The sequence below is a fragment of the Denitrovibrio acetiphilus DSM 12809 genome (genome assembly GCF_000025725.1).
In the GTDB taxonomy this organism is placed as follows: domain Bacteria; phylum Chrysiogenota; class Deferribacteres; order Deferribacterales; family Geovibrionaceae; genus Denitrovibrio; species Denitrovibrio acetiphilus.
In genome coordinates this window covers 1180098-1204420 of the sequence record NC_013943.1, presented here as the reverse complement: position 1 = coordinate 1204420, position 24323 = coordinate 1180098, and the positions used below count along the sequence as shown (strand labels likewise).

Sequence of the window (24323 nt, the reverse complement as noted above, 5' to 3'; positions counted from 1 at the left end):
ACCTCATTTGATAACAATTAAAAAATTAACCTTGTTAAGTATTACTAAAAAGACAAATATTGTCAATATTATATTTGAACAACAGTTACCGCCTGACCGCCCTCTTCGTTGGTAGCAAGGGCATAGGACTGTGCCCTCTGGTCGGTGCGCAGGTATTCATGAACAGCTTTACGGAGCTGACCGGAACCTCTTCCGTGAACAACAAAAAGCTTTGAGTGCCCTGCCAGCAGAGAATCGTCAAGCTTTCTGTCCAGCAGATCAAGTCCCTCTTCCACACGCTTGCCGACAAGCACCAGCTCTGAGCGTCCTTCCGTCTGCACCTCTTTGCTGACACGCACATCCTGCTGAATTTTCTCGCTATCGGTAACTTTCTTACCGACTATTTCACTCAGTTTCATAGATATCTTCATTCCGCCAATATCCATCCGGGCAGAATTACCTTCAACTTCCAGGATTTTTGCATTTTTACCATATCTTTCCAGATGAATCAGGTCGCCCGCTCTAATCCCCTCAACAGGCTTAATCTTCTTTTTTGTTTTTACAAGTTTATCAGACGCTCTTTTTATCTCTTCTTCAACAGACTCTTTAACCTTCTGTGGTTTTTCAGCAAGTCGTTTAGCTCTGTTATACATACGGACAGTATCTTCCAGAAGCTCTGTCTCTTTCTTAGCGAGACGCTCTTTCAGGCGCTCTTCCTTTTCCTTATAGCGCTGTTCGAGCTCCTGAAGGCTTGCCATACGCTCTTCATAGTCTTTTAAACGCCCTTCAAGGTCTGCCTGCATCCGGCTTATCTCTTCCACAGATAAATCTGCCTGACTCTTCTTTTTATCAATCATAGAGGACGCCAGCCTGACAACGTCTTCCGGAAAATTTAGTCTTCGTGCAATCACAAGCGGATCAGATTTCCCTGTAACTCCTTTCAGCAGACGGTATTTAGGTGAAAAATCCTTATAATCAAAATCCACAGCATAGATTAGCGCTGAGTCAGTGGAGAGTGCATAGTTTTTCATCTCTCCGAAGTGAGTTGTAACAACAGATTTTGTTCTTTTATCTGCGAGTGTTGTACATACAGCGACGGCAAGCGCTGCGCCTTCCTGCGGTTCAGTGCCCGTCCCCGCCTCATCCAAAAGGACGAGAGTGTCACTGTCTGCTTTTTTTATTATGTCCCTGATGTTTACCATATGGGCGCTGAAAGTGGAGAGATCCATCACAAGGGACTGCTTATCTCCTATATCCGCAAGGATATTTTTAAAGTTAACCAATCTGGCAGATTTGCCTATCAAAGGCAGTCCGCATTTACCAAGAACATGATTCAGCCCTATGGACTTCAGTGCAGCGGTTTTCCCGCCGGTGTTCGGACCTGTAACTACGGCCGTAAGCTCGGCTGAACTTAATGAAAAATCAAGGGGGACAGACTCTTCACCCTTTTCAAGGTATATCACGGGGTGATGTATGTTTCGGAACTCAATACTGTCTGTAAACTCAGGGAAAACATAGGGCTTCCCCTTATAGAACTTTGCGGTTTCCAGATGAAAAGCAAGCTCAGTATATGCTTCTATCGTTGTATTGATCTCGTATAGGCTCTCAAATATCCTTACGGAGAGCTCTTTAAGTATTCGGACGGATTCTTCACGCTCCGCAGCCAGAAGCTCCTGCTGGGTATTATTCATCCCGACAGTATTTGAAGGCTCTACGAAAAGGGTCTGACCGCTGGCTGACCTGTCATGAACAATCCCCTGAATGTACTGCTTAAAATTCGTCTTACAGGGGATAGTAAAGCGCCCGCTCCGTTCGGTTATGACATTTTCCTGAATAAACTTGGTAGAAGAGCTATGGGCAAAAACTCCGGACAGCTCTTTTTGAATCTGCTTACGCACAGTTTTTAGCTCAGTTCGTACATTCAGCAGTTTTACAGAGGCAGAGTCTTTAATCTCCCCTTTATCGTTCACAGTATCGTCTATGTCATCTGTAATCTCAGACAATGTATATATGTCAGACAGATAAACTTTTAATGCACTCACACCAGCATCTATAAGACTTTTCTTTATCTCTTTGACATTTTTAAAAAAATGACTGAATACGATAAGTTCTTCCGGTTCCAGAAAAAGCAGCGGATCATCAAACCTCGGATAAAGAGCTATGAACTCATAGTCCGCAGGAATATGCATATCAGAATTACGTACATATCCGATAGCTTCCGACAGTTCATTTTTATATTTTTCTATTTTTTCGAGAGCATAATAGGGTTTAAGGGCTTCCAGCCTCTTTTTGGAAAAAGAGGACGTAAAGCCTCGCATCATATATTCTTTAAATAAACCAAACTCAAGGGTTTCAAGGTGAATCATTTAGTCCTTCTGCATATCTCCAAGGGGGTCTTCCAGAGGTTTCTCTTCCGTAAGTCCCTTTATAGTATCTTTTGTATTCTCCGGCAGATCTCTGATCTCTTCAACGGCCTTAGAGTTTTTAACCGCATCCAGAGCATCTTTCAGAGCGTCATCCTCCAGCATGTCAAGGGCATCCCTGCTTTTAGGTATTTCTGGTATATCAAAAGGATTTATCTTTTTCACATCAGGTATCTTGTTCATCACTTTATAAACAAAAGGAGCAACCTTTGCCAGACTGCCGGACACAACACCGCTTTGGAGGTTTTTTGTAAATGCCGCATCTTTAGGAGCAACGGTTATAACTGCGCTGAGGATAAGACCTAAGATAACCGCAGACTTTATCCCGCCGAAGAAGAACCCTCCGCCCCTGTTGACAGCTCCTAATTTTATCTCTTTAAAAGCCTTACTTAAAATGTTGCCGATGAGCACAACAATAATGTAGGCAAGTAAAAAGCCTACAACATAACCGAGAGCATCGGACGCCTTTTCATTCAGCCCGAGAGCTGATATGGGGTTAGAAAATACATGTGAATATTTAAATCCTGCAATATAGCCCGCAACCAGAGCTATCAGACCAAAGATCTCCATAACAAGACCTTTAATAAGCCCTTTAACAGCAAAAACGCCGATTATTATCAGCAGTACAATGTCAATTATTCCCATCAAATGCTTCCCTCACAAGCTGATTGACGACCTTACCGTCCGCACGTCCCTGAGATTTTGCCATAACGTCCTGCATAACCTTACCGAACATTCTTTTATCAGATGTATCAACACCTTCACAAGCTTTCTCAACAATAGCCTTAACTTCTGCCTCGCTCATCTGCAGAGGCATATAAGCGGAAAGAATTTCTGCCTCTTCCATCTCTTTGGCAGCGAGCTCAGGTCTGTCTGCGTTGGTATACTGCTCTGCGGCATCTTTACGCTTTTTGATAGCAGTGGCTATAACTTTCTGCACGGCAGCATCATCAAGCTCTATTTTATTGTCTATCTCAACATTCTTTATCTCGGAACGGAGCATACGCACTGCGCCAAGAGCAACAGTATTTTTCTCTTTCATATATGTTTTCATATCAGCAGTTATCTGATCTTTCAGTGACATCAGTCATTCTCCTTTCCAACGAGGCGTGCCATGATATAAAGGAAATCTGACAGCCTGTTAATGTATTTTAAAACAGCAGGGCTAACATTAGCACAAGCGGATAAACTTATCAATCTTCTTTCAAATCTGCGGCAAACTGTTCTGCACACATCTGCCTTAGCTGCGCTCCTGTTTTCAGACGGGAGTATAAAGCCTTTCAGGTCAAGCCGCTTTTCACCCTCTTTTATAAACGACTCCAGAAAGTCTGTCTCCTCCTCTGCAACATCATACCGTCCACCATCCATATCTGCGCAGTGGGCATTTACAACAAAGAGGTTCTTTTGCACACGGTCTATGGTTCCCTTATAGTCAGGAACAAAAAATTTTAACTCTCCGAGATTAGAAACAAGCTCATCGCCTGTCCCCACTGTTTCAATTCGGATATCATCCTTAGAAACCCTTTGACCGCTATATAGGGAGGTCTTCCCTTTGTCTCCGCCTTTTGTTGTAACACTCATCAGAGGCTGAGATCCTCGGCAATCTCCATAAATTTAGTGTCGAGCTCACGCTTGTTAGACAGAACTACATCAAGATCAATAAGTGATATTTCGCGTCCGGCAAGAGCTGTCATAACACCGCCATGTCCGGCAAGAAGTCCGTCAACAGCCGCTGCTCCCATTCTTGTGGCGAGTGTCCTGTCGAAAACAGTCGGGCTCCCCCCTCTCTGAAGGTGACCAAGAACGGTAATTCGTGTATCAAAACCGCCGATAAGCTGAAATGCTTTGCCAAAATCCACAGCACTTCCGGCACCCTCTGCAACAATGACAACACTTCTGGATTTACCTTCAACATACCTCTGCTTTATCTTATCTATTATATTTTCAAGGTTGTATTCTATTTCAGGAATGATAACAGCTTCCGCCCCGCAGGCTATAGCAGACATAAGCGCCAGATATCCGCAGTGCCGCCCCATAACTTCGATAATGAAAGTTCTGTCGTGCGAGCTGGCTGTTTCGTTGATCATGTCCACAGCTCTTGCAATATTATTAAGAGCAGTGTCAACACCTATAGATATACTTGTTCCGTAAATATCATTATCAATGGATCCGGGCATACCGACAACCTTTACACCATATTTTTCATACAGAATTTTAGCTCCTGTCAGAGAACCGTCACCGCCTATGACAATCAAACCTTCTATACCGAATGATTCAAGATTATCCAGAGCCTTCTTCTGACCTGCTTCTGTTTTGAATTCCATACATCTGGCACTGCGGAGAAATGTTCCGCCACGCTGGATAGTATTTGAAACATCCCGGCTGTTGAGCTTACGAATCTGCCCTTCTATCAGCCCTTTGAACCCCTGTTCAATCCCATATACTTCGATATCATTCGCAAGCCCTGTGCGGACAACACTTCTGATACCTGCGTTCATCCCCGGGCTGTCACCACCGCTTGTCATAACTGCTATCTTTTTCATTTTTATCTCCGTCATTCTTATTATTTACTCTTCATCGTGAACGAACCGTCCCAGTCATCCTGCGGTGGATCGTCTTTATAATGTTCACAGCGTTCCAGAAACACTTCTGATGTTTTGTCGCCTTCCTCTGCCAGTTTTTCAAAGGCTTTGAAAGCGTCTTCGAACTGCCTGCTGAAATACATTTCGAGAGCTTTTTCATATTTTTCTTTCAGTTCTCTGAGTTCCTCCGTATCCTCCATAACCTCGAATATAGCTACGGGCTTATGTTTCCCCTTAACTTTTACATTATCCAGCTTACGCATAAGAAAATGCAGACTGCACATATCCTTCGTGTGTTCACTGACAACTATACGGGTTTTATATACTTTACAAAGTCCTTCCAGTCTTGAAGCAAGGTTTACACTGTCACCTATCGCTGTGTACTCAAAACGCACCTGTGAACCCATATTACCACAAACGGCAAGACCTGTGTTGATACCTATACCAATATCAATGTTAGGAAGCCCTTCAACAGTGAAACGTTCATTTATGGTGTGGAGAGTGCGTATAAGCTCCAACGCAGAATAAACAGCCATATCTGCATGATCTTCAAGGTCGAGAGGAGTGTTATACAGCACCATCATTGCATCGCCTATATATTTGTCGAGCATCCCTTTATTGTTCAGCACAACATTTGTCATAGGACCATGTATCTTATTAAGCATGGAAACAAGCTCCGGAGCAGAAAGGCTTTCTGACAGGGATGTGAAGCCCCGTATATCAGAAAACATTATCGAAACACATCTCTCCTCTCCACCAAGTTTGAGCTTATCGGGGTCTTTCTGGATCTCTTCCACCAGCGCGGGCGAAACATAAGAACTGAAAGCCTTCTTCACCTCTTTCGCCTTACGCTCAACAGTAAAGAACGCAAATGATTCCAGACTGGCTATAAATATAATCGAAGGCGCAACAGTGAAAAACTCGTGCTGCCAATAGTTGCCAAAGAAAAACATACAATAAGACGCCCCGCCTGAAACAATCAGTGCAACAGTATAAAGCCCTATCCTATGCACCTGCTTGCGCATGAAAGAGATACCAAGCATAACAATAAGGGTCAGAAATATGCTAAGATAATCCGCAAGTTCAGATGTTGTAAGCAGTTCATCCTGTAAAAGATTGCTGAGTGCAACATAATGCAGTGATACCCCGGGGGTTATAGAGTTGATTGGTGTTGGACGCATATCATAAACACCGACCTCTGTAACACCTACGATAACCATTTTATCTTTGAAATATGAGGGGGGGACAGTGCCGTCAAGCACCTCATAGGCTGAAACATATTGAACTTCATCATAAAAATTAAGACGTATGTAGGAGTGATTTTTAATATCAATATCGCCTATGTCAAAAGACCTTACACCATTTTTATCCAGTTTAAGATCAACTTCTTTGTTGAGTGAATAGCGAAGCATCTGAACAGCGAGAGGGGGCAGGATGTAGCCTTTGTGGATATAAGCAAGCGGGTAACGACGGTAAAGTCCGTCGGCATCCGGCTCTGTGCTGAAATATGCACAGGTAAGGGCTGATTCAGCGATAATAGGTATATTTACTTCTGCATATGGAAATTCCTTTACCCCAACAACATCATCCAGCAGGCTGAAGTTCATATAAGCGCAATCCTGCAAGTAATCAACATCCAGCTCTGTTGTCTCCTCGGTGGCAACATCACGAAAAAAATAACCAAGTATAATATTACCGTTATTATAGATAGTATCTGCGAGCAGGTTATCCTTCTCTTCATCTGATGTTTCCGAAAAAACGATATCAAGCCCCACAACCGAGGCTTCAGACAGATCTTTGAAAAGCTCAGACATAACGTCTCTGTTCCATGGCCATCGACCAACCTTATTCACACTGGGCTCATCGACTTCGATAATGATGATATCTTTATCCGGTGTGGGAGCAAGCCCCAGAGCTGAACGTGCGCTGAACTTAATATCCTCAAGCCCCAGAGAAAACTTCTGCAAAGCCGCAGGCTGATAGCAGTAGCCTATGACAGCAAACACGGAAATTATTATAAAAGAAATTAACCTGTAATTTTTAAGAAGAACCTTAACTGAATACATAACAACCTACATAAAATAATTATTACATTATAACATGCCAGCAGAGCCTCTAATCAGAAAGTTTTAATATAGATGAAAAAAGGGGGCAAAAGCCCCCCGATAATTATCATAATTATATTCTCAGGTTTATCCGAGAAAACTCATAAGCTTTGTATAGTCAGGGTTATCAGTAGCTTCAGGAACAACCTCAACGTAGGATATTTTCCCACCTGCATCCACAACAAAAATCGCTCTGGCAAGCAGTCTAAGCTCTTTAATAAGCACACCGTATGCCTCGCCGAAAGAAGCATCTTTATGGTCGCTGAGAGCAAGTGCATTTTCTATTTCTGCAACAGCACAAAACTTTTTAATAGCAAAAGGAAGATCCATGCTGATATTCATTACAGCCATCCCTTCTTTCCCTGCCACATCCGCATTCATCTTTCTAAGCTGAAAATCACAAACCGGAGTATCAATTGACGGTGTAACGCTGATAACAACAGTTTTGCCTGCATAGTCAGAAAGCTTTACAGGTTTTAGTCCCTGATCCACAACAGTAAAATCAGGCGCTTTATCGCCAACTTTAAGCTCAGAGCCAACAAGTGTTAAAGGATTTCCTTTCATAGTAACTGCGCCTTTTCTTTCCATTTTGAACTCCTCTTTTAATAAGATTAATTTAGTCATATTACACTATATACAAATTATACTGGATAGTCAAACAGGGTTATCAGTCTCCGAATAAGCAACAATACAGTTTTTGCCGGATTTTTTTGCTTTATAAAGCGCTTTACCGGCAGAGGCAACAAGCTTTGCTACAGTCTCGCCTTTCTCAATCTCTGCAACACCTATGCTGACAGTAACATTATTATCTATGCCGTAGTCTCTTTCAGCGATGGTTTTACGCAGCTTTTCAGCCACTATAACAGCATCACCTTCGGATGCTTTCGGGAGGATAACAAGAAACTCATCACCGCCCCACCTGCCGCAGGTGTCACTATCTCTGACATTCATAAGCAGAATACCGGATATTTTTACAAGTATTTTGTCGCCTATATGATAGCTATGAGAATTATTAACTGTCTTAAAATCATCTGCATCTATAATTATCACAGAGAATTTTGTTCCATACCGCTGAAACTGGCTCATTTCATAGTTCATAACCTGATCAAGTTTCTGCCTGTTATGCAGTCTTGTGAGTTTATCTGTGACAGCAATGAGTTCCAGTTCTTTTTTACTTGTAACATCCACCATAAAGCACTGGGCGCCTGTGACATTGCCTCTGCGCTCCATAAGAGGCTCTGCAAATGTGTTCAGCACACACCTGTCGCCATTTTTAGCAACGATATCAATCTCTTTATAATAAGTATATTTATTCTTAACGGAATCAAGAATGTCCGGCATGGCAGAGCGGAATGCCTCTGGATGTTTCAGCATATCAAAACTTTTACCAATCAGCTCATCCGGCTCATACCCTGTAAGTCGGGCAAATGCACTGCTTATATATTTAATAATACCGCTCGTATCGATAATGATTTCAAGTACATATTTATCTATCATCTCAGAAAGCATCTTCTCCTGCCGGCTTTTAACCGCCAGTTTCGAATGAGCGGAAACCCTCGCAATCATCACGTCATCAACATAGGGTTTTATAATATAGTCCGTTGCTCCTGCATTAAAACCTTGCAGGACATCATCTTTTTCTGTATCAGCCGTAATGAAAATAACAGGAACATCTTCTGTCTGAGGCTGACTTTTAAGCCTCTTACAAACTTCATATCCACTTATATCCGGCAAATCAGCTTCCAGCAGTATTATATCCGGCAGAATCTGTCTGGCTGTCATGATGCCTCTCTCTCCACTGCATGAAGTAGAGGGCTCATAGCCGTTGGCACTGAGGATATCAGACATCTTTTTAAGCTCACTCTGTGAACCATCGATAACCAGAACTCTGACATTACCTGTTTGTAGAAAATCCAGATTCTTGAACAAGATTACCTCGCAAAATACTTAAAATGATATAATATTAACGATATCATATATATATTATTCAGCAACATAAACGATGAATATTCATGTTAAATCCGGAGCAAAATTATGAAACCAAAACTTATTATCCTGCTTTTAATATTATCCATAGCAGCCACCAGCAACGCATTTATGCAAAGCCCAAAAAGCAGAGATCAGGAGCTATCAACAGCACTTTATAAAACAGGCATAAAAATCATAGACATACGAACCAAAAGGGAATGGAAACGGACAGGAATAGTAAAAGGTTCTTATATAATGACTTTTTATAATGAGAAAGGGCAGTATGATGCAGAAAAATTCGTGAGGAAACTTAAGAAAATTGTAAATCCGCAGGAACCTTTCGGGATAATATGTAATTCCGGCAACAGAACTGCCAGAGTGGTCAAATTTCTCAGACAGGCTGGTTTCTCCCAAGCTATAGACCTAAAGGGCGGAGTTATAGCGGCAGCCAGACACAATGTTCCGTTTGAGAGATATACAAACTAAACTCACCCCATCCCTTCAGATAAGGAGTTCTTATGATAGTCGGTATCCTAAAAGAGATTAAAAAAGATGAAAATAGAGTTTCTATGACACCCGCAGGAGCAGAAATACTAGTGCAGGCAGGGCATAGTGTCGTAGTGGAGTCAACAGCAGGTGTTAACAGCGGATTCACCAACGAAGCATATGTTAACGCAGGGGTTGGCGTTATGCCAGATGCAGAAGCAGTCTATAACAAAGCCGATATGGTTTTGCATGTCAAAGAGCCCCAGCCCGAAGAGTACGGAATGATCCGACCAGACCAGATAATATTCACATACCTGCACCTCGCTGCGGACAAAATGCTCACAGAGGCTCTCATAAAAAGTAATGCAGTCTGCATAGCTTATGAAACAATACAGAGCAGTAACGGCTCGCTCCCGCTTTTGACACCAATGAGTGAGGTTGCAGGCAGGATGGCTGCTCAGGAGGGAGCAAAATATCTGGAAATGTCTTTCGGAGGCAAAGGGAAGCTTCTCGGCGGTGTCCCCGGTGTGGAACCTGGAACTGTCGTTGTACTGGGAGGCGGTGTGGTAGGCATCAATGCAGCCAAAATAGCATGCGGACTGGGAGCAAGGGTTTATATCGCAGACATGTCACTTGACAGATTGCGCTATCTCTCAGATGTGATGCCAAAAAACTGTATTCCTGTGATGTCCTCTCCTGACACGGTCAGAAAACTTATAGCCGATGCTGATGTTGTAATCGGTGCAGTGCTTTTACCCGGAGCAAAAGCGCCAAAACTTATCACAGCGGACATGCTAAGACTTATGCAGCCTGGAACAGTTCTGGTAGATGTAGCCATAGATCAAGGGGGGTGTTTTGAGACATCACGTCCTACAACACATTCCGATCCGGTATATACAATAGACGGCATAATACATTACTGCGTGGCAAATATGCCCGGTGCTGTGGCAAAAACATCAACAATGGCATTAACTAACGCAACACTTCCATACATTCTCAATATTGCAGGCAAAGGGTGGAAAGGAGCTATGACAGAAGATCCCGAAACAGCCAAAGGCGCTAACATTATAAGTGGGCAGGTCACATGCAAAGGTGTCGCCGATGCATTCGGCATGAAATATAAAAATATTACAGAACTGCTGAACTAGCCATCGGTGGGCAGCTCTATCGCAAAACACGCCCCATCTTCCTGTTCTATGTAGTATATTTTTCCGCTCATATGGTTTTCGATGATGGCCTTGGACATATACAAGCCTATCCCAGTCCCCTTCCCTTCCGGTTTAGTTGTAAAATAAGGCTCAAAAAGATGCTGTCTGACCTCAGCCGAAATACCAACCCCATTATCACAAATCTTAACGACCAAACTGGATGGTTTTGTAGCCACAGACATGCTTATTTTACCTCTATGAAGCTTTCCTGAATTCATAAGATCAATTATAGAGTCCACGCTGTTATACATGAGATTTATAATAACCTGCTTGAATTCCCCAGGGTAACCTTTTACTACGCTGTCAGTATTTTTACATGCCCTCTGTTCACTAAGTTCAACACATTGCTGCTGACCATTTTTACATAAGCATTCAAAATCGAGATCTATATCTTTTGCCGCTATCTGAACATTAAAAAGTCTGATAAGATCCGTCAGCTCGTAAATAACACTAAACTCCGTAACATTCTTGTCAGGCAGGAAAAAATCCCGAAAATCATCAATTGTTTTAGACATATGAGCAATAAGATCCATTGAATTGTTCTCAAAGTTGTCCAGATATTCCTCAGACACTTCCCCCATGTCAAATTCGTCCTTCACATCCTGAATGTAAAGGGCAAGCGCATTAAGGGGCTGACGCCACTGGTGAGCAATAGCGCTGATCATCATACCCATATCAGCCAGTTTCTTCTGCTGTTGAATGATCTGATCCTGACGCATATTTTTATCAACTTCATCCTTAACTTTTTCAAGAAGGGTCTCATTCATCTGCTTAAGTTCTTTTTCGAGCCTCACTCTGTCGGAAATATCAAGACAGAACGCAATGAACCTGTCTTCATTAAGCTTGATAGAGCTAATTCCCACATGAACTTCACGACCTCTTTTGGAAACAAGTATTTTCTCAAAACTGAGTCTGCCCTGTTCACTAAGAGAATCGTATTCCATATTATCTGAATTATCAGTATCTTTTACCAGAAGGTCTTTCATATTAAGCTGCATGAATTCATCTGTGGTATAACCAAGCATATTCACCGCCCCCTGATTTACCTCAATGATGCTCCTGTTCATATCCGAGACAAAAACAGCAATAGGAGTCGAATTTATATAAGTACGGTATTTCTCTTCACTCCTTACGAGTTCATGATCTTTCTCCTGAAGTTCATGAGCCATCTGCCACATTTTACCTGTGAGTTCCCCCAGTTCATCAGAGCTGAACGGAGCCATATCCTTCTTAAGCTCACGGGTTCGGATTGCCTGCATGACTTCTGACTGATTTTTCAGAAAATTCTGAACATATTTATTGATAAAGACCCAGTAAAGAAAAGCCACCATAACACTCAGCACACTTATAAAACTAGCTGTAAGCCCAAGAATCCTATTCAGTTCTTTGTCTCTCTCCTGAAGCTTCTGACTAAGCCTAGTGGTTACTGTCAGGAAATTTTCTGATGTAAGTTTCAGATACTCCTCTTTTTCCTGTATTGTAAGTTTACTGACGTACATTTTCTCAAGAGTTTCAATCATTCTATCAACCAGCATAAAAAGCTCTTCCTGATCAGTCTGCGTCTTCAGCCCAAGGAGTTTTTCTCTTATCTCTTTAAGTTTATCAGGGTCATTTGTCTTACGAAATTCTTCAACATGCATACCCAGAAAATTAAAATAGGTGTCTTTGATATTTGAATTCCGGTGTAAATTGTGATAAAGCTTAACACGATATTCCAACATTGCGTTATCAAGCGAAACCTGATACCTATTCTGGTGTACATAATCGTTAATAGCTTTATGGTAATTTATAATATCAGCAGGAAGAGACGCAGTACTTATGTCGTACAAAATAACACTGGACAGCTCGCCAGTAAGGTCTTTACTGACTTTATTCATCTCCGAAACACTCTTTTGAAGGTCATAGATAGCAGAAGGACTGTCGCTGTTTGCCACTATCATGTGCTGCTCACGCAGCTTATATACACTGTTGTTAAAACGCAGTAAAATGTGCAGAACATTATGCATTCTGCTGCTGCCCATCTGATAGGTATAAATCGTTGCGCCAAGAGCAAAGATGAGAATTATAACTGAAAGAAATATCCAAAAAACTTTTTTACTGATTGACATTATCGGCTATATGCTCCCTCATTTTCTCGTACGAGTTATTGTTATATAATACACGATCTATCGTGCCCTTATCGTATGCCTCTTTAACTTTTCCGTGCAGCATCCCTTTGTCTATTAATGACTGAACCCAGAAATTGACCCCTTTGTTCCATGAGTCAGTGTACTCATTCATAAATATTATGCTGGGCAGAGATTTCATTTCAACCTCGTGGGGTGTAGAGAGCCATCTTGATGTAATATCCACACTCTCTTCCGGATGTTGTCTTATATAATCTGAGGCGTAGCCGAAAAGAGTAACAAGAGCGTCTGCAACATCGCTATGCTCTTCTAAAAAATCCCCTCTGGAAGCAAGTGCACAGCAAGGATGTTCGTTCCATTTTTCCGGCGGGGGGAGTGAGCTCAGATATGAAATAATCTTTGCGCTGCCGCTGTATTCTGACAAAGCAGGGTACGGCTGCATAACAACAAAACCATCGATTACCCCTGCCTGCAAAGACGGCAAAAGATTTTCCGGTCCGTGCAGATTGACAACAACGACATCAACATCAGATGTTGAGATATCCTTGCCAAATATTATTCCTTCATAATGTAAAGCAGACTCGAAAATGAGATTCTGGACAGAAACATCAATTTTATAGCCTATCCTGACTGTCTCATCAGTGGTCTTAATATAATCTATAAACTCATCCCAGTTTGAAGCCGGAATGTCATTCCTTACAACTAACGCAGCCCCTTCAGACATTACCGGAGAAATTATTTTAATATCACTCCCTTCATCTATCATGCTTATCATTGCCGGGACACCGCCAAAAGCAACATCCAGTATTTTATCATTAAGCTTACGAACAAGATGTATCCCCCCTGTGCTGGCATCAATGTAGATATTGGCAAGCAGGTAGTTACCGCGATATAGTTTGTATTGAGATTTGTAAACAACTTCGCTGAGAAAAACTCCGGCTATATCTTTAAAATACTCCCCCTTCTCTGCGGCGATATATAACGAAGCGTGATGGTCGTGATGGGCATTGCCTAAACGCACATCCGGTATCTCATGTCTGGAATTACATGCAGAAAGTGTAAATATTAATAAACTCAAAAGGAGACATCCCCGTAATAAACTCATAGAATTCTCCGCTAAAAACGTTCTTACATATCTTTATAATCAAAAATATAATAAACATAGCCTCTTCAAATCATTATCATATGCCATGAAAGATGATAGACCACTATTAAGTAAAGAATACACGGTAAGATGGAAGTTGTCATGTCTGTTTACATTGAAAATATCCCGGTAATCGGAAAAGGCATTTTTCACATATCGAAAATCATTATCATGGCAGGTTTATCAGTAAAGTACACTCAGAGAAACAAACACTCTAATATATTTAATATAAACAGATACACTTATCTCTTTTTCAGCAGAAAAACACCGGCAAATATCATTGCTGTTGCAGCGTAACTTGTTAGGGATATGGGTTCACCAACAATAAAAGCGCCAATGAGCAAAGCAACAACAGGGGGGAGATACGTTACAGAAGAAGCAGAAACAGCCCCAAGCCTTTCCACCAGATAATAATATATTATATAAGCCAGCCCTGTACCTAAAAGACCAAGCCCTAAAATAAGCCCTATCGCGGAATGCATATCGGTAAAGACATTTCCCAGACCTTGATATTTCGTCACCACCAGAAGCTCAATCAAACCGAAACCAAGCTGATACGTTGTAAGCGCAGCGGCAGGAAGCTTAAGGGGCATTACAAAATTTTTAGCATAGACAAAAGATGCTCCCAGACACAGCGCACCGGCAGATATGTAAAGAACCCCAATTAAATTAGAAGACATAATATCGTGACCAGACTGGAGTGCTATCATCAGAACTCCTGCAAAACCTATAACAATACCCGTCGCTTTTTTTAGTGTAGCTTTCTCCTCAGGGATAAAGACTATGCCGAGAATAAATGTAAACAAAGGGATAGCACCACTCACAGCACCAGCCACACCAGACAAAAGCAGAGATGTTCCTTTCACAAAGCCGTAGTAATATACTGTGGTCGCAAGAAGAGACATAATAATAAAATGATGCGAATATTTTAAATGCTCAAGCTTAAGAACCCCCTTCGCGCGGGCATATAAAAAAACAGGTACAAACCCGAAAAACACCCTGTATAAAAGCACCTGCATAGGGCTTATGAGCTCAACTGCAAGCTTCATATAGATAAAATTACTCCCCCATATCACTCCTAGAACCCAGAAAGCGATAAAAGGCATTAAAGTCTGATTAGATTTAAGTGATAGAGTCGCCACAGAGAACCTCTCTTGATAATTATTAACCGACAGGATATATCCATATAGGCTATCTGTCTAATGAATACTTTTCATCAAACCAATTATCAGTCCGCAGTCAGATTAAGCTTCTTTAAGAGCAGGTTGTAAAAAACTTTTTGAAAAAACAGGCAGGTTGATTGATTTAACTCGCAAAAGGCACACTTTTCTGGACTACACCCAGAGGATTGTCAGAGAGCATGACTTTTCAGCATAGGTCATTATCTAAACACTTAGCGTATCCAGACCAGATAGCGCAGCATCACTATAAAATGGCAAAAGCTACCGCCAAGAACGAAAAAGTGCCATATCTCGTGAAAACCAAAAACTCCGGGCCAAGGGTCGGGTTTTTTACGGGCATAAACGACAGCGCCGATTGTGTAGCACATGCCGCCCGCAGCAAGCCACAGTACACCACCGGCAGGAATGCTTTTAATAATGGGATATATCGCAACAACACTTATCCACCCCATAACGATATAAAGTATCGTAGAATACCATCTGGATGCATATATGAAAAACAACTTAAAGAATATACCCAGAAAAGCTATCCCCCACACCACACCAAAGATACTCCACCCCCATCCGCCCCTAAGCGGAACAAGACAAAACGGAGTGTATGTCCCTGCGATCATCATGAATATCATCACATGGTCTATCCTTTTCAGAATGCGTGTCCCCTTCTCTTTTAAAGGGAAAATATGATAAGCGGCACTGGCAAGGTACAAAAGGATCATACATGCACCATATATAGAAAATGACACAACGTGCCAAGCTGTTGAATTATAAGCAGCCAGAGAAACAAGAAGTGCCAGCGCAACTACTGATAAAATAGCACCGGCAAGATGTGAAAGCCCACTAACGGGATCTTTAATAACCATAAGCATCTCCTTATAACAGTAAGCCATATAGAGCTTCAATATGCAAATAAATAACGTAAAAAATCATCGCTAACTCAATTTAAGATAACATTAGTCTTATTTTATTACAATGAAACTTTATGTTAAAATTAAACAACCGTAAGACCGAATCCACGCAAGTCTATGACAGGGCGTGCATCCTTTCTGCAAACCATACAGGTTGGTATCTTTTTGCAGCCATCCGGCAGACTTATCAGACTGAGCCTTTTCAGGTCTGCGATACTTTCCACAACTTTCAGAGGGAGTAACGTCCGCCCCATTCCGGCGGAGACGCATCCTATTATAGTTTCCAGACTGCCAAACTCCATAACCCTGAACGAGCTATACCCCAGCTCAGGCATAAGGTTTTCAAGAGCCTCTTTATATGTACACCCCTTTTTAAAGGTTATGATAACATCCGGAATGTCGCCTTCGGCAGGTTCAACCATTACCATCTCTTCGTCATAAACCTCAAGCACCTCTAAATCAGAATTCTCAGGTATTCCACTCACAAAAGCTATATCAATATTATAGTTAAGAAGCTCCTCAATAACAGCTTTCGTAGTTCCGGTCATAAGCTGAAGCTCGATCCTTGGATATTTTTTATGAAGTTGCACCAGCGCAGGAGTCAGCCTTAACGCAGCGTTGGATTCCGTTGACCCTATCCTCAGACTTCCTGTTTTTTCGCCAAAATTCCGCATCATCATTGCTGCGTCATCAAGCCTTCTGACTATCTCCTTTGCATTTGCAATAAGAGTTCCTCCCGCTGGTGTCAGAACCACTCCCCTTGGCTTTCTGTAAAATAACTGATGCCCGGCAGCCTCTTCAAGCTGCTTAATGCGTGCAGTCACATTGGATTGAACATAATTCAGTTTTTTTGCCGCACCGGAGAAACTTCCTTCCTGTGCAACAGCCAGAAATACTCTTAACAACGACGAGTCCATATCATTTTTCCTGATTGATTATTTCATTTATTTTCATTTGTAATAATATCACTCCCGCCTATAATTACAATATGAAAATATTAACTGCACTGCTTGGCGGTGCATCAGCTTTATTTCTTGCAATGGGAGTCGCCAGATTTGCCTTTACTCCTGTTCTCCCGCTTATGCAGTCCGACTTCGGCTTCTCAGACACTGTTTCCGGAGCACTTGCCTCTGTCAACTATCTGGGTTATCTACTCGGTGCATTCTATGCCGGATATCTTTCGGTGACAAAGCGTGCTTACCCGTTTTTCATTGTTTCGATCCCCGTCAGCCTCCTTCTTGTGGGGGTCATGTACATACATAACTACCCCTTATGGTACGTTGTCAGGTTTATATCCGGGTTCCTTTCAGCCGTGGTGTTTGTTATGAGCGCAGAATTCATAATGGATCATCTGGCGAAATACAGGCGCCCGCACCTTGGGGGGGTGATATACAGCGGGATAGGCGGCGGGATGGTGCTGTCGGGGATGACAGTACCTATGTTGTCTGAATATTTCAACTCTTCACAAATATGGCTGTGGCTGGCAGTTTTAAGCATACCTCCCGCAATCATTGCTATAAAATATACGCCAAAACCGGACACTTACGAAAAGACAGTACCCAAAACCGGAAAAAGCGTTAACAGGCTTATATATCTCCTCTCCGCTGCGTATCTTCTGGAGGGGGCGGGCTACATCATCACCGGTACTTTCATCTCTGTTATAGTTATGCGCGGAACAGGCTCTGTGATACTTTCCGGATATGTATGGGTGATTGCCGGTCTTGGAGCTGTTGTCATGACTCCCATGTGGGCGATACTGGCAAGACATACAGGGGTTGCGAACGCTATGATTGCAGCCTTTGCTGTGCAGGCACTCTCCATTGCCGCTCCTGTCATATCAGATGGAATGTTTGCCACAATGGTGGGGGCTGTTGGGTTCGGCGGAACCTTTCTGGGGATAGTATCTCTTGCCCTCGCCTACGGAAGACAGCTCAGTCCGGGCGGAACAACGACATCAGTTCTCACTGTTTTCTTCAGCATAGGTCAGATAACAGGTCCATTGATCGCCGGATACATTGCAGACCGAACAGGTGATTTCAAAATCCCGGTGCTTTTGGCCGCATCCGCTGTGGCTCTGGGCGGTCTGCTGACATACATTATAAAAATAGGAGAAAAACATGCCGATACTTAATCTTACAATGACAAAAGAAGACGGAGGAGCAACACCGGAGCAGAAAAAGGCGCTTATCGCAGGATTTACAAATGTATTCGCTGATGTTATGGGGCGGGGAGCCAAGACAATGGTCGTAACAATTCAGGAGCTAGACACAGACAGCTACGGCATAGGCGGGGAAACGGTCACAGATTTAAGGAAAAAATAACAGGCACCGGACAGCTATACTTCAGTGGAAATGAAACCACACAAAATTTCTATTTAAAAATTATGGAGGGAACACACTCTCTGAGCCCTTTCTGAAAGAGAAACTGGCGAGAGGAGAATTCCGCTCCATCAACAAAAATATGAGCTGTGTAATGATGGCTGCTTATAAATAATCTAAAATTTCACATTGGCGGCAACCTCTTCAACAAGGCTGTCGTCAAGTGTGTTTGTTGTCTTACTCGCTAATATCCGCATAAGCTCTATGAGCACCCGCGACACCATCCTTTCGGTAAAAAATGCATAAAATATCTTACTTAAAACTGACGCAAGTACTTTTGTTATAACTCCGGTCATCAGATTATCTCCTCCCACTCTCCGGTTTTCATCTGAGTTGTGTTTATTACGCTTCTTCTGCCGGACTGCCCATACCACAGACTATCCCTCATCTCTTCGGAAGCTCTTCCATAGTCCCCCTGCTGAACCGCATACAGCATTTTTCTGAACTCCTTAAAACCATTCATACCGAGCTGATAAACCATATCCGCAAGAACCGCATGTCTCACTTCATCAAGCTTTTTGAAAAATGGATAGATATTGCCGAGGGCACGGATACACTCCTGCACATCTCGTATCAGCAGCTTTTCAGCCAGCCCCACACTAAAGCCATTTCGCAGTATTTCAGTAATTTCATCTGTGCGAAATCCTCTGTCTTCATAGTTGTAGCCATACCCTATTGTCCATTTCCCAGCCGGGCAGACATACGGCTTTTCGCTGTAGCCTTCATAAACCTTAATACGTTTAATAATTTCATCCATATGATCTCCTTTTATGAAGAAGCGGGGACAAAAATATCCCCGCGGCTTTCCCGCTTTTCAACAGGAGGCTTAAAGCGGGTGTGTTTTCTTCATGGACGGGATTATAAAATTTCTCGGCGAAAGATATGTTTAAAGAGGATTAAGAAGAAGCTCGCGATGCATAATAATTATTAGGTTGAAACATATGGTAACTTTCTGTTAGATATCTATATGGCTCAGAAATGGTGCAAGAACTGCAAAATGATGGTCGATGTGACCAAAAAAAACTACTACGCCGCAATAGCACTGGCAGTTTCCGCCATATTTTTCACTATTGTACCTTTTTTCGGTACAATGATTGGTGCTCCCGCAGTGATTTTGTGCTCGATATGGCTTTTTATGACAAAAAACGTTTGTAGCAACTGCGGAGAAACTGACCTTATCAAAAGAGACCCGCCCACAGAAAGCGAACTGATCATGAAGAAATACGAAGAACGTTCTAAAGACTGAACTGCATCCCCACTTTTGCAATAGTAACTGTTTCCCCGAGGCTCTTCTGCATCTTAAAAGCTGCATTCAGCCCTGTGCAGTGCCCCGTAAAAATCCTGTTGATCCCCTCACGCTTAAGATGTTCTATAATATGACTTATCTGTTCGTCAGTTGAACGAAACATATGCAGCCCGCCTGTGAGAGAAAGAATCTGCTCATCAGGAAACTTTGTCCGCACATCAGCCAGAAGGTTAACCACACCACAGTGAGTACATCCTGTTATCACATGAACACCGCTCCCATCCTTTATAACCATATACTGCTCATCACGAAACATATCTTTGCAGTATCTGTCATTTATACAGGAATAGAGAAGCTTATCAGCGCTGAACTCTTCAACTCTGCCAATTGTCCCAGACAGATATATTCCGTCCGCTATCTCTGTGAGTCCGCTGGTGAGATGTAGATTATACATATCCCGTATACCCTCTTCTGTCGCCCCTATCCCGATATATGAATATTCCGATCTGTCCCCTTTTTTCAGATGGTCATCAAATATGAATTCGCTTGCAAACATCTCTTTCGTATATCCTGAAAGTGTATGCATATTTTTACAAAGTCCGCCCGTATGGTCATAATGTCCGTGCGAAAAGACAATCATGTCCAGGTCTTTCTCCACACCTATGTGCTCCATGTTTTTAAGCAGCACCTCACCTTGTCCGGTATCAAAAAGTATTTTTTTGCCGTTTGCCTCAACAAGACAGGCGAACCCATGCTCTGCCAGAAGGCATGCAGTATCAACGTAATTATCAACAATAATAGTTATTTTCATAAACACATAATATTAGCATCCGTTCATTCAAGTCAACATTATTTACGTTTCACATACTTCACATAACGAAATACTATATATGTTTATCATGTATATATTTCGTGTATAATACCCCTATTGTTCACGTGCGTACTTTTTACTATTACAAGACTATTATGTTTTTTATTAACACTATACAGGGGTCAAAATGAGCGGCTTCCCAAAAGAAAGATCATTCCTCTCAGGAGTACACAATACTTCAAATGAGAATTCTATCGAACGCATCCAGTGGGATGTCACGGCAAAACTTGCCAGAGCGGTAATGAAACAGGCTGTCAGGTATTATCTCAGATTTTCTGAAGACAACATTAAAACCCTTCCGGCTCCTGACTTCACAAAGGACTATCTGCTTTATATCCATATACCTTTTTGTGCAACACTATGCCCTTACTGTTCATTCCACAGATTTAAAATACACGAAGAAACTGCAAGAAAATACTTCTTACTTCTTCGTGAAGAGATGCGAATGACCGCCGATCTGGGATATAATTTCACCTCTGCATACTTCGGAGGGGGAACAACCTCTATCCTGCCCGATGAACTGGCAAAAACCATAGAACTTGCCAGAGAACTGTTTGACATAAAAGAAATCTCCTGCGAAACAGACCCTAACCACATCGACGATGCAAGCATGAAACACACAGTGGGGCGTATAGACAGGCTGTCTGTGGGAGTACAGTCTTTTAACGACATGCATCTTGAAAGTATCGGCAGGCTTGAAAAATTTGGTTCTGGTGAAAAGCAGTTCGAAAAGATATCAAATATATTGAAAGAATTCTCTGTCGTAAATATTGACATGATATATAATTTTCCTTCACAAACAGAAGCAGAGCTCATCACAGATATTAAAACTGTCCGGAAACTGTCCCCGCAGCAGGTTACTTTTTACCCGCTCATGTATGCCCCTTTTGCAGGTGAAAAATTGAAAAAGCTTCTGGGCAAATCTGAACATAAGACGGAAGCAGAATTTTATAAAATCATATTAAAAAGAATGACATCACCTTATATTCAGAAGACTTCATGGAACTTTGCAATAAACGAGGAGCAGTTCATTGATGAATATGTCGTTGAGCACAGCGAATATGTCGGTCTCGGATCCGGTGCTTTCAGCTTTTTAAACAACACTCTGTATGCGAACTCTTTCTCCCTTAAAAGATATGCTGAAAAAATACGAAACGGCAGGTCAAGCGTCTCCAAAAGCGTCAGTTTCAGCAAACATTCAATCAGCCAATACCGCATGATGGTTGAGATGTTCGGACTATCTGGAAGACCTGCACATCGACCTCTGCTGGAATATACGGCGTTGAAATCATTAGGAGCAGTAAGCAGAACAGGATCAGAAACAGTCATAACACCAAAGGGCAGATTTATCCTATCAACTATGATGAAGGGCTTCTATAACGGGATGGACTATATAAGAGAAACAATGCGGAAAGACCTTACAAGAGAGGATGAATACATAAAATAACCTCTCTGCAAACCTTTTCCCATTATACAAAGCCAGCTATAGCCTTTTTAGCCGTTAGTTTATTCAGGAAGCTGATCGAAACCGGGGACAGATTCTAAGCTATCGTCCCAGTTGGCTCTGTTTGCACAGAAGATATGCCCCTGAGGTCTCAAAGGGACATCAACATCCAGACATCCGGCTGGAACAACAATAAGTTTCCCCTCCATCTGAATATTAGGGAGTGCAGAGCCGCAGTCAGTGCAAAAACTTTTTATATGTCCGCTGGACTTATAATCAAAAACCTTCACAAGGCTTTCACCGGAAAGCCAGTTCAGACTGGCTGATGAAGAAAACAGATTTGCGGCGTGAGCCGATCCGGTGTCTTTCCTGCAATGTTCACAATGGCAAAGATAAAAATGTTCAAAATCACCCACCACCTCAAAAGTAACCTTACCACATAGGCACGACCCAACATAACGCATATATCACCTATCATTAATATTTATTTAGCTTTGATATAAACCAAATCACTTACAAAATAAAAGATACAAGCCATCAAAGGATTTATCAATTCTTTTACAAACAAAAATTACCGGATATATGGTGCAGTAATTCCATGAATACTGTGATTTAATAGTAATGTCCGTAAACAACAAATACTTCCCCATGCAATTAACAAAATTTAGCAGTTGTATTTAAACGGAAGTATGATATAACCACCTCGGTCTTAAGCAGATGAGACCACCAGTCAGCGAGTTAAACAACCGGTTTTTGCGCTGTCAGAGCTGACGATTCAGATCCAGCCGAGGACCTGCTATGAAAAGTGAAAAAAGACTTAAAGTCATAGGTTTGACTGACAGAATTGACTTCCCTGAATTTGATCTTTTTGATATCGCAGCAAAGATAGACACGGGCGCTCACACCTCATCTATTCACTGTCACAGTATCAGGACATTTCTGTCTGATGATATTCAAAGAGTAGCATTTAAAGTGCTTGACCCAAGCCACAAAAAATACTGCGAAAAAGAAATAGTTATGGATATCTGCAAGATCCGAAACGTAAAAAGCTCTAACGGAATTACTGAAACCAGATATTCAGTCAGAACCAAAGTTATTATATTTAATAAGACCTATTCTATAGAATTGACCCTGACAAACAGAAAAGACATGAAATTCCCTGTACTCATAGGGAGTAGAATGCTGAGTGGAAAATTTATTGTAGATGTATCCAAAAAGGATTTGTCCTATACATCGAACAGGTGAAAAATGAAAATTGCTGTTCTTTCAAGAAGTGACTCATACTATTCAACCCAGAGACTCCTAGAGGCCGGAACCTCCAGGGGGCACGAGATGGAAAGGATAGATTACGTTAAGTCCCATATGTTTATAGGCACTGGTGAAGGCGATGTCTCCATAGGAAGCGAACAGAAAAGCTACCTTGATGCCGTTATTCCCAGAATAGGCGCAACTAAAACTTTTTACGGTGCTGCTGTTGTGCGTCAGTTTGAAACATGCGGAGCGTATTCTATAAACCCGTCTATAGCCATTGTCCGGGCGAGAGATAAGCTGAGGAGCCTCCAGATTCTCTCCAAACACAATGTAAATATACCAAAAACAGCATTTGCATGCACCCCCGAAAACGTAAACTCCATAATAGAAAACGTTGGAGGCCCCCCTGTTATAATCAAACTGCTGGAGGGCACACAGGGTATAGGCGTTGTCCTCGCTGACACTTATAAAGCAGCAAAATCTGTCATTGAAGCATTCTACGGAATGAAGGTAAACATCCTCATTCAGGAATTTATAAAAGAGGCAAAATCCTCTGACCTGCGCACAATAGTTATAGGGGGAAAGGTTGTTGCATCCATGATGAGAAGAGGCGACGAGTCTGATTTCCGCTCAAACCTGCACAGAGGAGGAAAAGGTGAAAAAGTCAAATTGACCAAAGAAGAGAAGGCAATAGCCATTGCAGCGTCAAAAGCCATGAACCTGCCTTTCTGCGGAGTTGACATGCTCAGATCAGCCAGAGGTCCGCTTATACTAGAGGTGAACTCTTCCCCTGGTCTTGAGGGGATCGAAACTGTTACAGGAGTGGATGTCGCATCCAAAGTCATAGAATTCATAGAAAAAGACAGCAGCAAGAGAAAAAGGGACAGCGTCGGAGCGTAACGCAACCAAAACCTACTGGAAAGTCAACCAGATACACACTTATGTATTGCTGATAATATTCAAAATTCAAAACGGCGTAAGATTATGTTTTGCGCCGTTCACTAGCTTTTCAAAGCTGTAAATAAT

The 24323-nt window shown here is 42.1% G+C and carries 25 protein-coding genes; 8 read left to right on the top strand and 17 right to left on the bottom strand.

Translation table 11 applies throughout. From position 1 onward, the window contains the following. Positions 1 to 68 precede the first annotated feature (68 nt). The 8 genes from DACET_RS05815 to DACET_RS05780 form a co-directional block, all read right to left on the bottom strand. Positions 69 to 2345 (bottom strand): endonuclease MutS2, encoded by a 2277-nt coding sequence (locus tag DACET_RS05815; protein ID WP_013010451.1) that lies wholly within the window; start codon positions 2343 to 2345, stop codon positions 69 to 71. Continuing rightward, positions 2346 to 3047, bottom strand: a complete 702-nt coding sequence (locus tag DACET_RS05810; protein WP_013010450.1) for a CvpA family protein — start codon at positions 3045 to 3047, stop codon at positions 2346 to 2348. It lies immediately after the preceding gene. Beyond that, a complete protein-coding gene (locus DACET_RS05805) occupies positions 3034 to 3486 on the bottom strand; it encodes a GatB/YqeY domain-containing protein (RefSeq protein ID WP_013010449.1) in 453 nt (150 codons plus the stop codon). Before DACET_RS05805 ends, DACET_RS05810 begins: the two co-directional genes overlap by 14 nt. Further along, entirely contained in the window at positions 3486 to 3983 is a 498-nt protein-coding gene (locus tag DACET_RS05800) for a cob(I)yrinic acid a,c-diamide adenosyltransferase (protein ID WP_013010448.1), read from the bottom strand. Before DACET_RS05800 ends, DACET_RS05805 begins: the two co-directional genes overlap by 1 nt. Continuing rightward, the gene (gene pfkA, locus DACET_RS05795; RefSeq protein ID WP_013010447.1) at positions 3983 to 4945 is read right to left on the bottom strand and encodes a 6-phosphofructokinase; all 963 of its coding nucleotides are present in this window, start codon (positions 4943 to 4945) and stop codon (positions 3983 to 3985) included. The genes DACET_RS05800 and pfkA overlap by 1 nt, the downstream gene beginning before the upstream one ends. Before the next feature lie 20 nt (positions 4946 to 4965). Next, on the bottom strand, positions 4966 to 7050 hold the full coding sequence (locus DACET_RS05790; protein ID WP_013010446.1) for a CHASE2 domain-containing protein: 2085 nt from the start codon (positions 7048 to 7050) through the stop codon (positions 4966 to 4968). A 126-nt stretch (positions 7051 to 7176) separates the two neighbouring features. Further along, on the bottom strand, positions 7177 to 7677 hold the full coding sequence (gene tpx, locus DACET_RS05785) for a thiol peroxidase (protein ID WP_013010445.1): 501 nt from the start codon (positions 7675 to 7677) through the stop codon (positions 7177 to 7179). Positions 7678 to 7743: 66 nt separating this feature from the next. Continuing rightward, positions 7744 to 9018 carry a diguanylate cyclase gene (locus tag DACET_RS05780; protein WP_013010444.1) on the bottom strand — a complete coding sequence of 425 codons (1275 nt, stop codon included), beginning with the start codon at positions 9016 to 9018 and terminating at the stop codon, positions 7744 to 7746. A 105-nt stretch (positions 9019 to 9123) separates the two neighbouring features. Here DACET_RS05780 and DACET_RS05775 point away from each other — a divergent pair, with 105 nt between their 5' ends. Both DACET_RS05775 and ald read left to right on the top strand, forming a co-directional pair. Then, positions 9124 to 9543 (top strand): rhodanese-like domain-containing protein, encoded by a 420-nt coding sequence (locus DACET_RS05775; RefSeq protein WP_013010443.1) that lies wholly within the window; start codon positions 9124 to 9126, stop codon positions 9541 to 9543. Between the two features lie 32 nt (positions 9544 to 9575). Further along, positions 9576 to 10691 carry an alanine dehydrogenase gene (ald, locus tag DACET_RS05770; RefSeq protein ID WP_013010442.1) on the top strand — a complete coding sequence of 372 codons (1116 nt, stop codon included), beginning with the start codon at positions 9576 to 9578 and terminating at the stop codon, positions 10689 to 10691. Here the strand turns inward: ald and DACET_RS05765 are convergent. The 5 genes from DACET_RS05765 to DACET_RS05745 form a co-directional block, all read right to left on the bottom strand. Further along, on the bottom strand, positions 10688 to 12859 hold the full coding sequence (locus tag DACET_RS05765) for a sensor histidine kinase (RefSeq protein ID WP_013010441.1): 2172 nt from the start codon (positions 12857 to 12859) through the stop codon (positions 10688 to 10690). The genes ald and DACET_RS05765 overlap by 4 nt on opposite strands. After that, positions 12846 to 13982 (bottom strand): ABC transporter substrate-binding protein, encoded by a 1137-nt coding sequence (locus DACET_RS05760; RefSeq protein WP_013010440.1) that lies wholly within the window; start codon positions 13980 to 13982, stop codon positions 12846 to 12848. The genes DACET_RS05765 and DACET_RS05760 overlap by 14 nt, the downstream gene beginning before the upstream one ends. A 281-nt stretch (positions 13983 to 14263) precedes the next feature. Continuing rightward, entirely contained in the window at positions 14264 to 15127 is an 864-nt protein-coding gene (locus DACET_RS05755) for a DMT family transporter (protein WP_041229924.1), read from the bottom strand. 287 nt (positions 15128 to 15414) lie between these two features. After that, positions 15415 to 16062 (bottom strand): PAQR family membrane homeostasis protein TrhA, encoded by a 648-nt coding sequence (trhA, locus tag DACET_RS05750; protein ID WP_013010437.1) that lies wholly within the window; start codon positions 16060 to 16062, stop codon positions 15415 to 15417. Between the two features lie 128 nt (positions 16063 to 16190). Next, the gene (locus DACET_RS05745; RefSeq protein WP_013010436.1) at positions 16191 to 17024 is read right to left on the bottom strand and encodes a LysR family transcriptional regulator; all 834 of its coding nucleotides are present in this window, start codon (positions 17022 to 17024) and stop codon (positions 16191 to 16193) included. 71 nt (positions 17025 to 17095) lie between these two features. Here DACET_RS05745 and DACET_RS05740 point away from each other — a divergent pair, with 71 nt between their 5' ends. Together DACET_RS05740 and DACET_RS05735 are read left to right on the top strand one after the other, a co-directional pair. Continuing rightward, a complete protein-coding gene (locus DACET_RS05740; protein WP_013010435.1) occupies positions 17096 to 18238 on the top strand; it encodes a YbfB/YjiJ family MFS transporter in 1143 nt (380 codons plus the stop codon). Then, positions 18225 to 18428, top strand: a complete 204-nt coding sequence (locus DACET_RS05735; protein ID WP_013010434.1) for a tautomerase family protein — start codon at positions 18225 to 18227, stop codon at positions 18426 to 18428. The genes DACET_RS05740 and DACET_RS05735 overlap by 14 nt, the downstream gene beginning before the upstream one ends. Before the next feature lie 173 nt (positions 18429 to 18601). On the opposite strand, the gene DACET_RS05730 is transcribed toward DACET_RS05735, so the two are convergent. Then, positions 18602 to 18781 carry a hypothetical protein gene (locus DACET_RS05730; RefSeq protein ID WP_013010433.1) on the bottom strand — a complete coding sequence of 60 codons (180 nt, stop codon included), beginning with the start codon at positions 18779 to 18781 and terminating at the stop codon, positions 18602 to 18604. Next, positions 18781 to 19242, bottom strand: a complete 462-nt coding sequence (locus DACET_RS05725) for a glycoside hydrolase family protein (protein WP_013010432.1) — start codon at positions 19240 to 19242, stop codon at positions 18781 to 18783. Before DACET_RS05725 ends, DACET_RS05730 begins: the two co-directional genes overlap by 1 nt. A gap of 210 nt (positions 19243 to 19452) precedes the next feature. Here DACET_RS05725 and DACET_RS05720 point away from each other — a divergent pair, with 210 nt between their 5' ends. Then, on the top strand, positions 19453 to 19731 hold the full coding sequence (locus DACET_RS05720; RefSeq protein ID WP_013010431.1) for a hypothetical protein: 279 nt from the start codon (positions 19453 to 19455) through the stop codon (positions 19729 to 19731). On the opposite strand, the gene DACET_RS05715 is transcribed toward DACET_RS05720, so the two are convergent. Further along, positions 19721 to 20542 (bottom strand): MBL fold metallo-hydrolase, encoded by an 822-nt coding sequence (locus DACET_RS05715; RefSeq protein WP_013010430.1) that lies wholly within the window; start codon positions 20540 to 20542, stop codon positions 19721 to 19723. The two genes, DACET_RS05720 and DACET_RS05715, sit on opposite strands and share 11 nt — an antisense overlap. Before the next feature lie 187 nt (positions 20543 to 20729). Between DACET_RS05715 and DACET_RS05710 the strand changes: the two genes are divergently transcribed. Beyond that, positions 20730 to 22049 (top strand): coproporphyrinogen III oxidase family protein, encoded by a 1320-nt coding sequence (locus DACET_RS05710; protein ID WP_013010429.1) that lies wholly within the window; start codon positions 20730 to 20732, stop codon positions 22047 to 22049. 59 nt (positions 22050 to 22108) lie between these two features. On the opposite strand, the gene DACET_RS05705 is transcribed toward DACET_RS05710, so the two are convergent. Further along, a complete protein-coding gene (locus DACET_RS05705) occupies positions 22109 to 22510 on the bottom strand; it encodes a GFA family protein (protein WP_013010428.1) in 402 nt (133 codons plus the stop codon). 334 nt (positions 22511 to 22844) lie between these two features. On the opposite strand from DACET_RS05705, the gene DACET_RS05700 reads away from it, so the two are divergent. Both DACET_RS05700 and rimK read left to right on the top strand, forming a co-directional pair. Then, positions 22845 to 23291, top strand: a complete 447-nt coding sequence (locus DACET_RS05700) for an ATP-dependent zinc protease family protein (RefSeq protein WP_013010427.1) — start codon at positions 22845 to 22847, stop codon at positions 23289 to 23291. A gap of 3 nt (positions 23292 to 23294) precedes the next feature. Further along, positions 23295 to 24197, top strand: coding sequence for a 30S ribosomal protein S6--L-glutamate ligase (gene rimK, locus DACET_RS05695; protein ID WP_013010426.1), 903 nt, complete (start codon positions 23295 to 23297; stop codon positions 24195 to 24197). The last annotated feature ends 126 nt before the right edge of the window (positions 24198 to 24323 follow it).

Excerpts from the sequence above, each read along its gene's own strand:
- DACET_RS05755 (WP_041229924.1), bottom strand. The coding sequence starts at position 15,127 with ATGCCTTTTATCGCTTTCTGGGTTCTAGGAGTGATATGGGGGAGTAAT.
- DACET_RS05800 (WP_013010448.1), bottom strand. The coding sequence starts at position 3,983 with ATGAGTGTTACAACAAAAGGCGGAGACAAAGGGAAGACCTCCCTATAT.
- DACET_RS05705 (WP_013010428.1), bottom strand. The coding sequence starts at position 22,510 with ATGCGTTATGTTGGGTCGTGCCTATGTGGTAAGGTTACTTTTGAGGTG.
- DACET_RS05730 (WP_013010433.1), bottom strand. The coding sequence starts at position 18,781 with ATGACCGGAGTTATAACAAAAGTACTTGCGTCAGTTTTAAGTAAGATA.
- trhA (WP_013010437.1), bottom strand. The coding sequence starts at position 16,062 with ATGGTTATTAAAGATCCCGTTAGTGGGCTTTCACATCTTGCCGGTGCT.
- pfkA (WP_013010447.1), bottom strand. The coding sequence starts at position 4,945 with ATGAAAAAGATAGCAGTTATGACAAGCGGTGGTGACAGCCCGGGGATG.
- DACET_RS05700 (WP_013010427.1), top strand. The coding sequence starts at position 22,845 with ATGAAAAGTGAAAAAAGACTTAAAGTCATAGGTTTGACTGACAGAATT.
- DACET_RS05710 (WP_013010429.1), top strand. The coding sequence starts at position 20,730 with ATGAGCGGCTTCCCAAAAGAAAGATCATTCCTCTCAGGAGTACACAAT.
- tpx (WP_013010445.1), bottom strand. The coding sequence starts at position 7,677 with ATGGAAAGAAAAGGCGCAGTTACTATGAAAGGAAATCCTTTAACACTT.
- DACET_RS05740 (WP_013010435.1), top strand. The coding sequence starts at position 17,096 with ATGAAAATATTAACTGCACTGCTTGGCGGTGCATCAGCTTTATTTCTT.
- DACET_RS05720 (WP_013010431.1), top strand. The coding sequence starts at position 19,453 with ATGGCTCAGAAATGGTGCAAGAACTGCAAAATGATGGTCGATGTGACC.
- DACET_RS05805 (WP_013010449.1), bottom strand. The coding sequence starts at position 3,486 with ATGTCACTGAAAGATCAGATAACTGCTGATATGAAAACATATATGAAA.
- DACET_RS05760 (WP_013010440.1), bottom strand. The coding sequence starts at position 13,982 with ATGAGTTTATTACGGGGATGTCTCCTTTTGAGTTTATTAATATTTACA.
- DACET_RS05735 (WP_013010434.1), top strand. The coding sequence starts at position 18,225 with ATGCCGATACTTAATCTTACAATGACAAAAGAAGACGGAGGAGCAACA.
- DACET_RS05745 (WP_013010436.1), bottom strand. The coding sequence starts at position 17,024 with ATGGACTCGTCGTTGTTAAGAGTATTTCTGGCTGTTGCACAGGAAGGA.
- DACET_RS05810 (WP_013010450.1), bottom strand. The coding sequence starts at position 3,047 with ATGGGAATAATTGACATTGTACTGCTGATAATAATCGGCGTTTTTGCT.
- DACET_RS05765 (WP_013010441.1), bottom strand. The coding sequence starts at position 12,859 with ATGTCAATCAGTAAAAAAGTTTTTTGGATATTTCTTTCAGTTATAATT.
- ald (WP_013010442.1), top strand. The coding sequence starts at position 9,576 with ATGATAGTCGGTATCCTAAAAGAGATTAAAAAAGATGAAAATAGAGTT.
- DACET_RS05775 (WP_013010443.1), top strand. The coding sequence starts at position 9,124 with ATGAAACCAAAACTTATTATCCTGCTTTTAATATTATCCATAGCAGCC.
- DACET_RS05725 (WP_013010432.1), bottom strand. The coding sequence starts at position 19,242 with ATGGATGAAATTATTAAACGTATTAAGGTTTATGAAGGCTACAGCGAA.
- rimK (WP_013010426.1), top strand. The coding sequence starts at position 23,295 with ATGAAAATTGCTGTTCTTTCAAGAAGTGACTCATACTATTCAACCCAG.
- DACET_RS05790 (WP_013010446.1), bottom strand. The coding sequence starts at position 7,050 with ATGTATTCAGTTAAGGTTCTTCTTAAAAATTACAGGTTAATTTCTTTT.
- DACET_RS05815 (WP_013010451.1), bottom strand. The coding sequence starts at position 2,345 with ATGATTCACCTTGAAACCCTTGAGTTTGGTTTATTTAAAGAATATATG.
- DACET_RS05715 (WP_013010430.1), bottom strand. The coding sequence starts at position 20,542 with ATGAAAATAACTATTATTGTTGATAATTACGTTGATACTGCATGCCTT.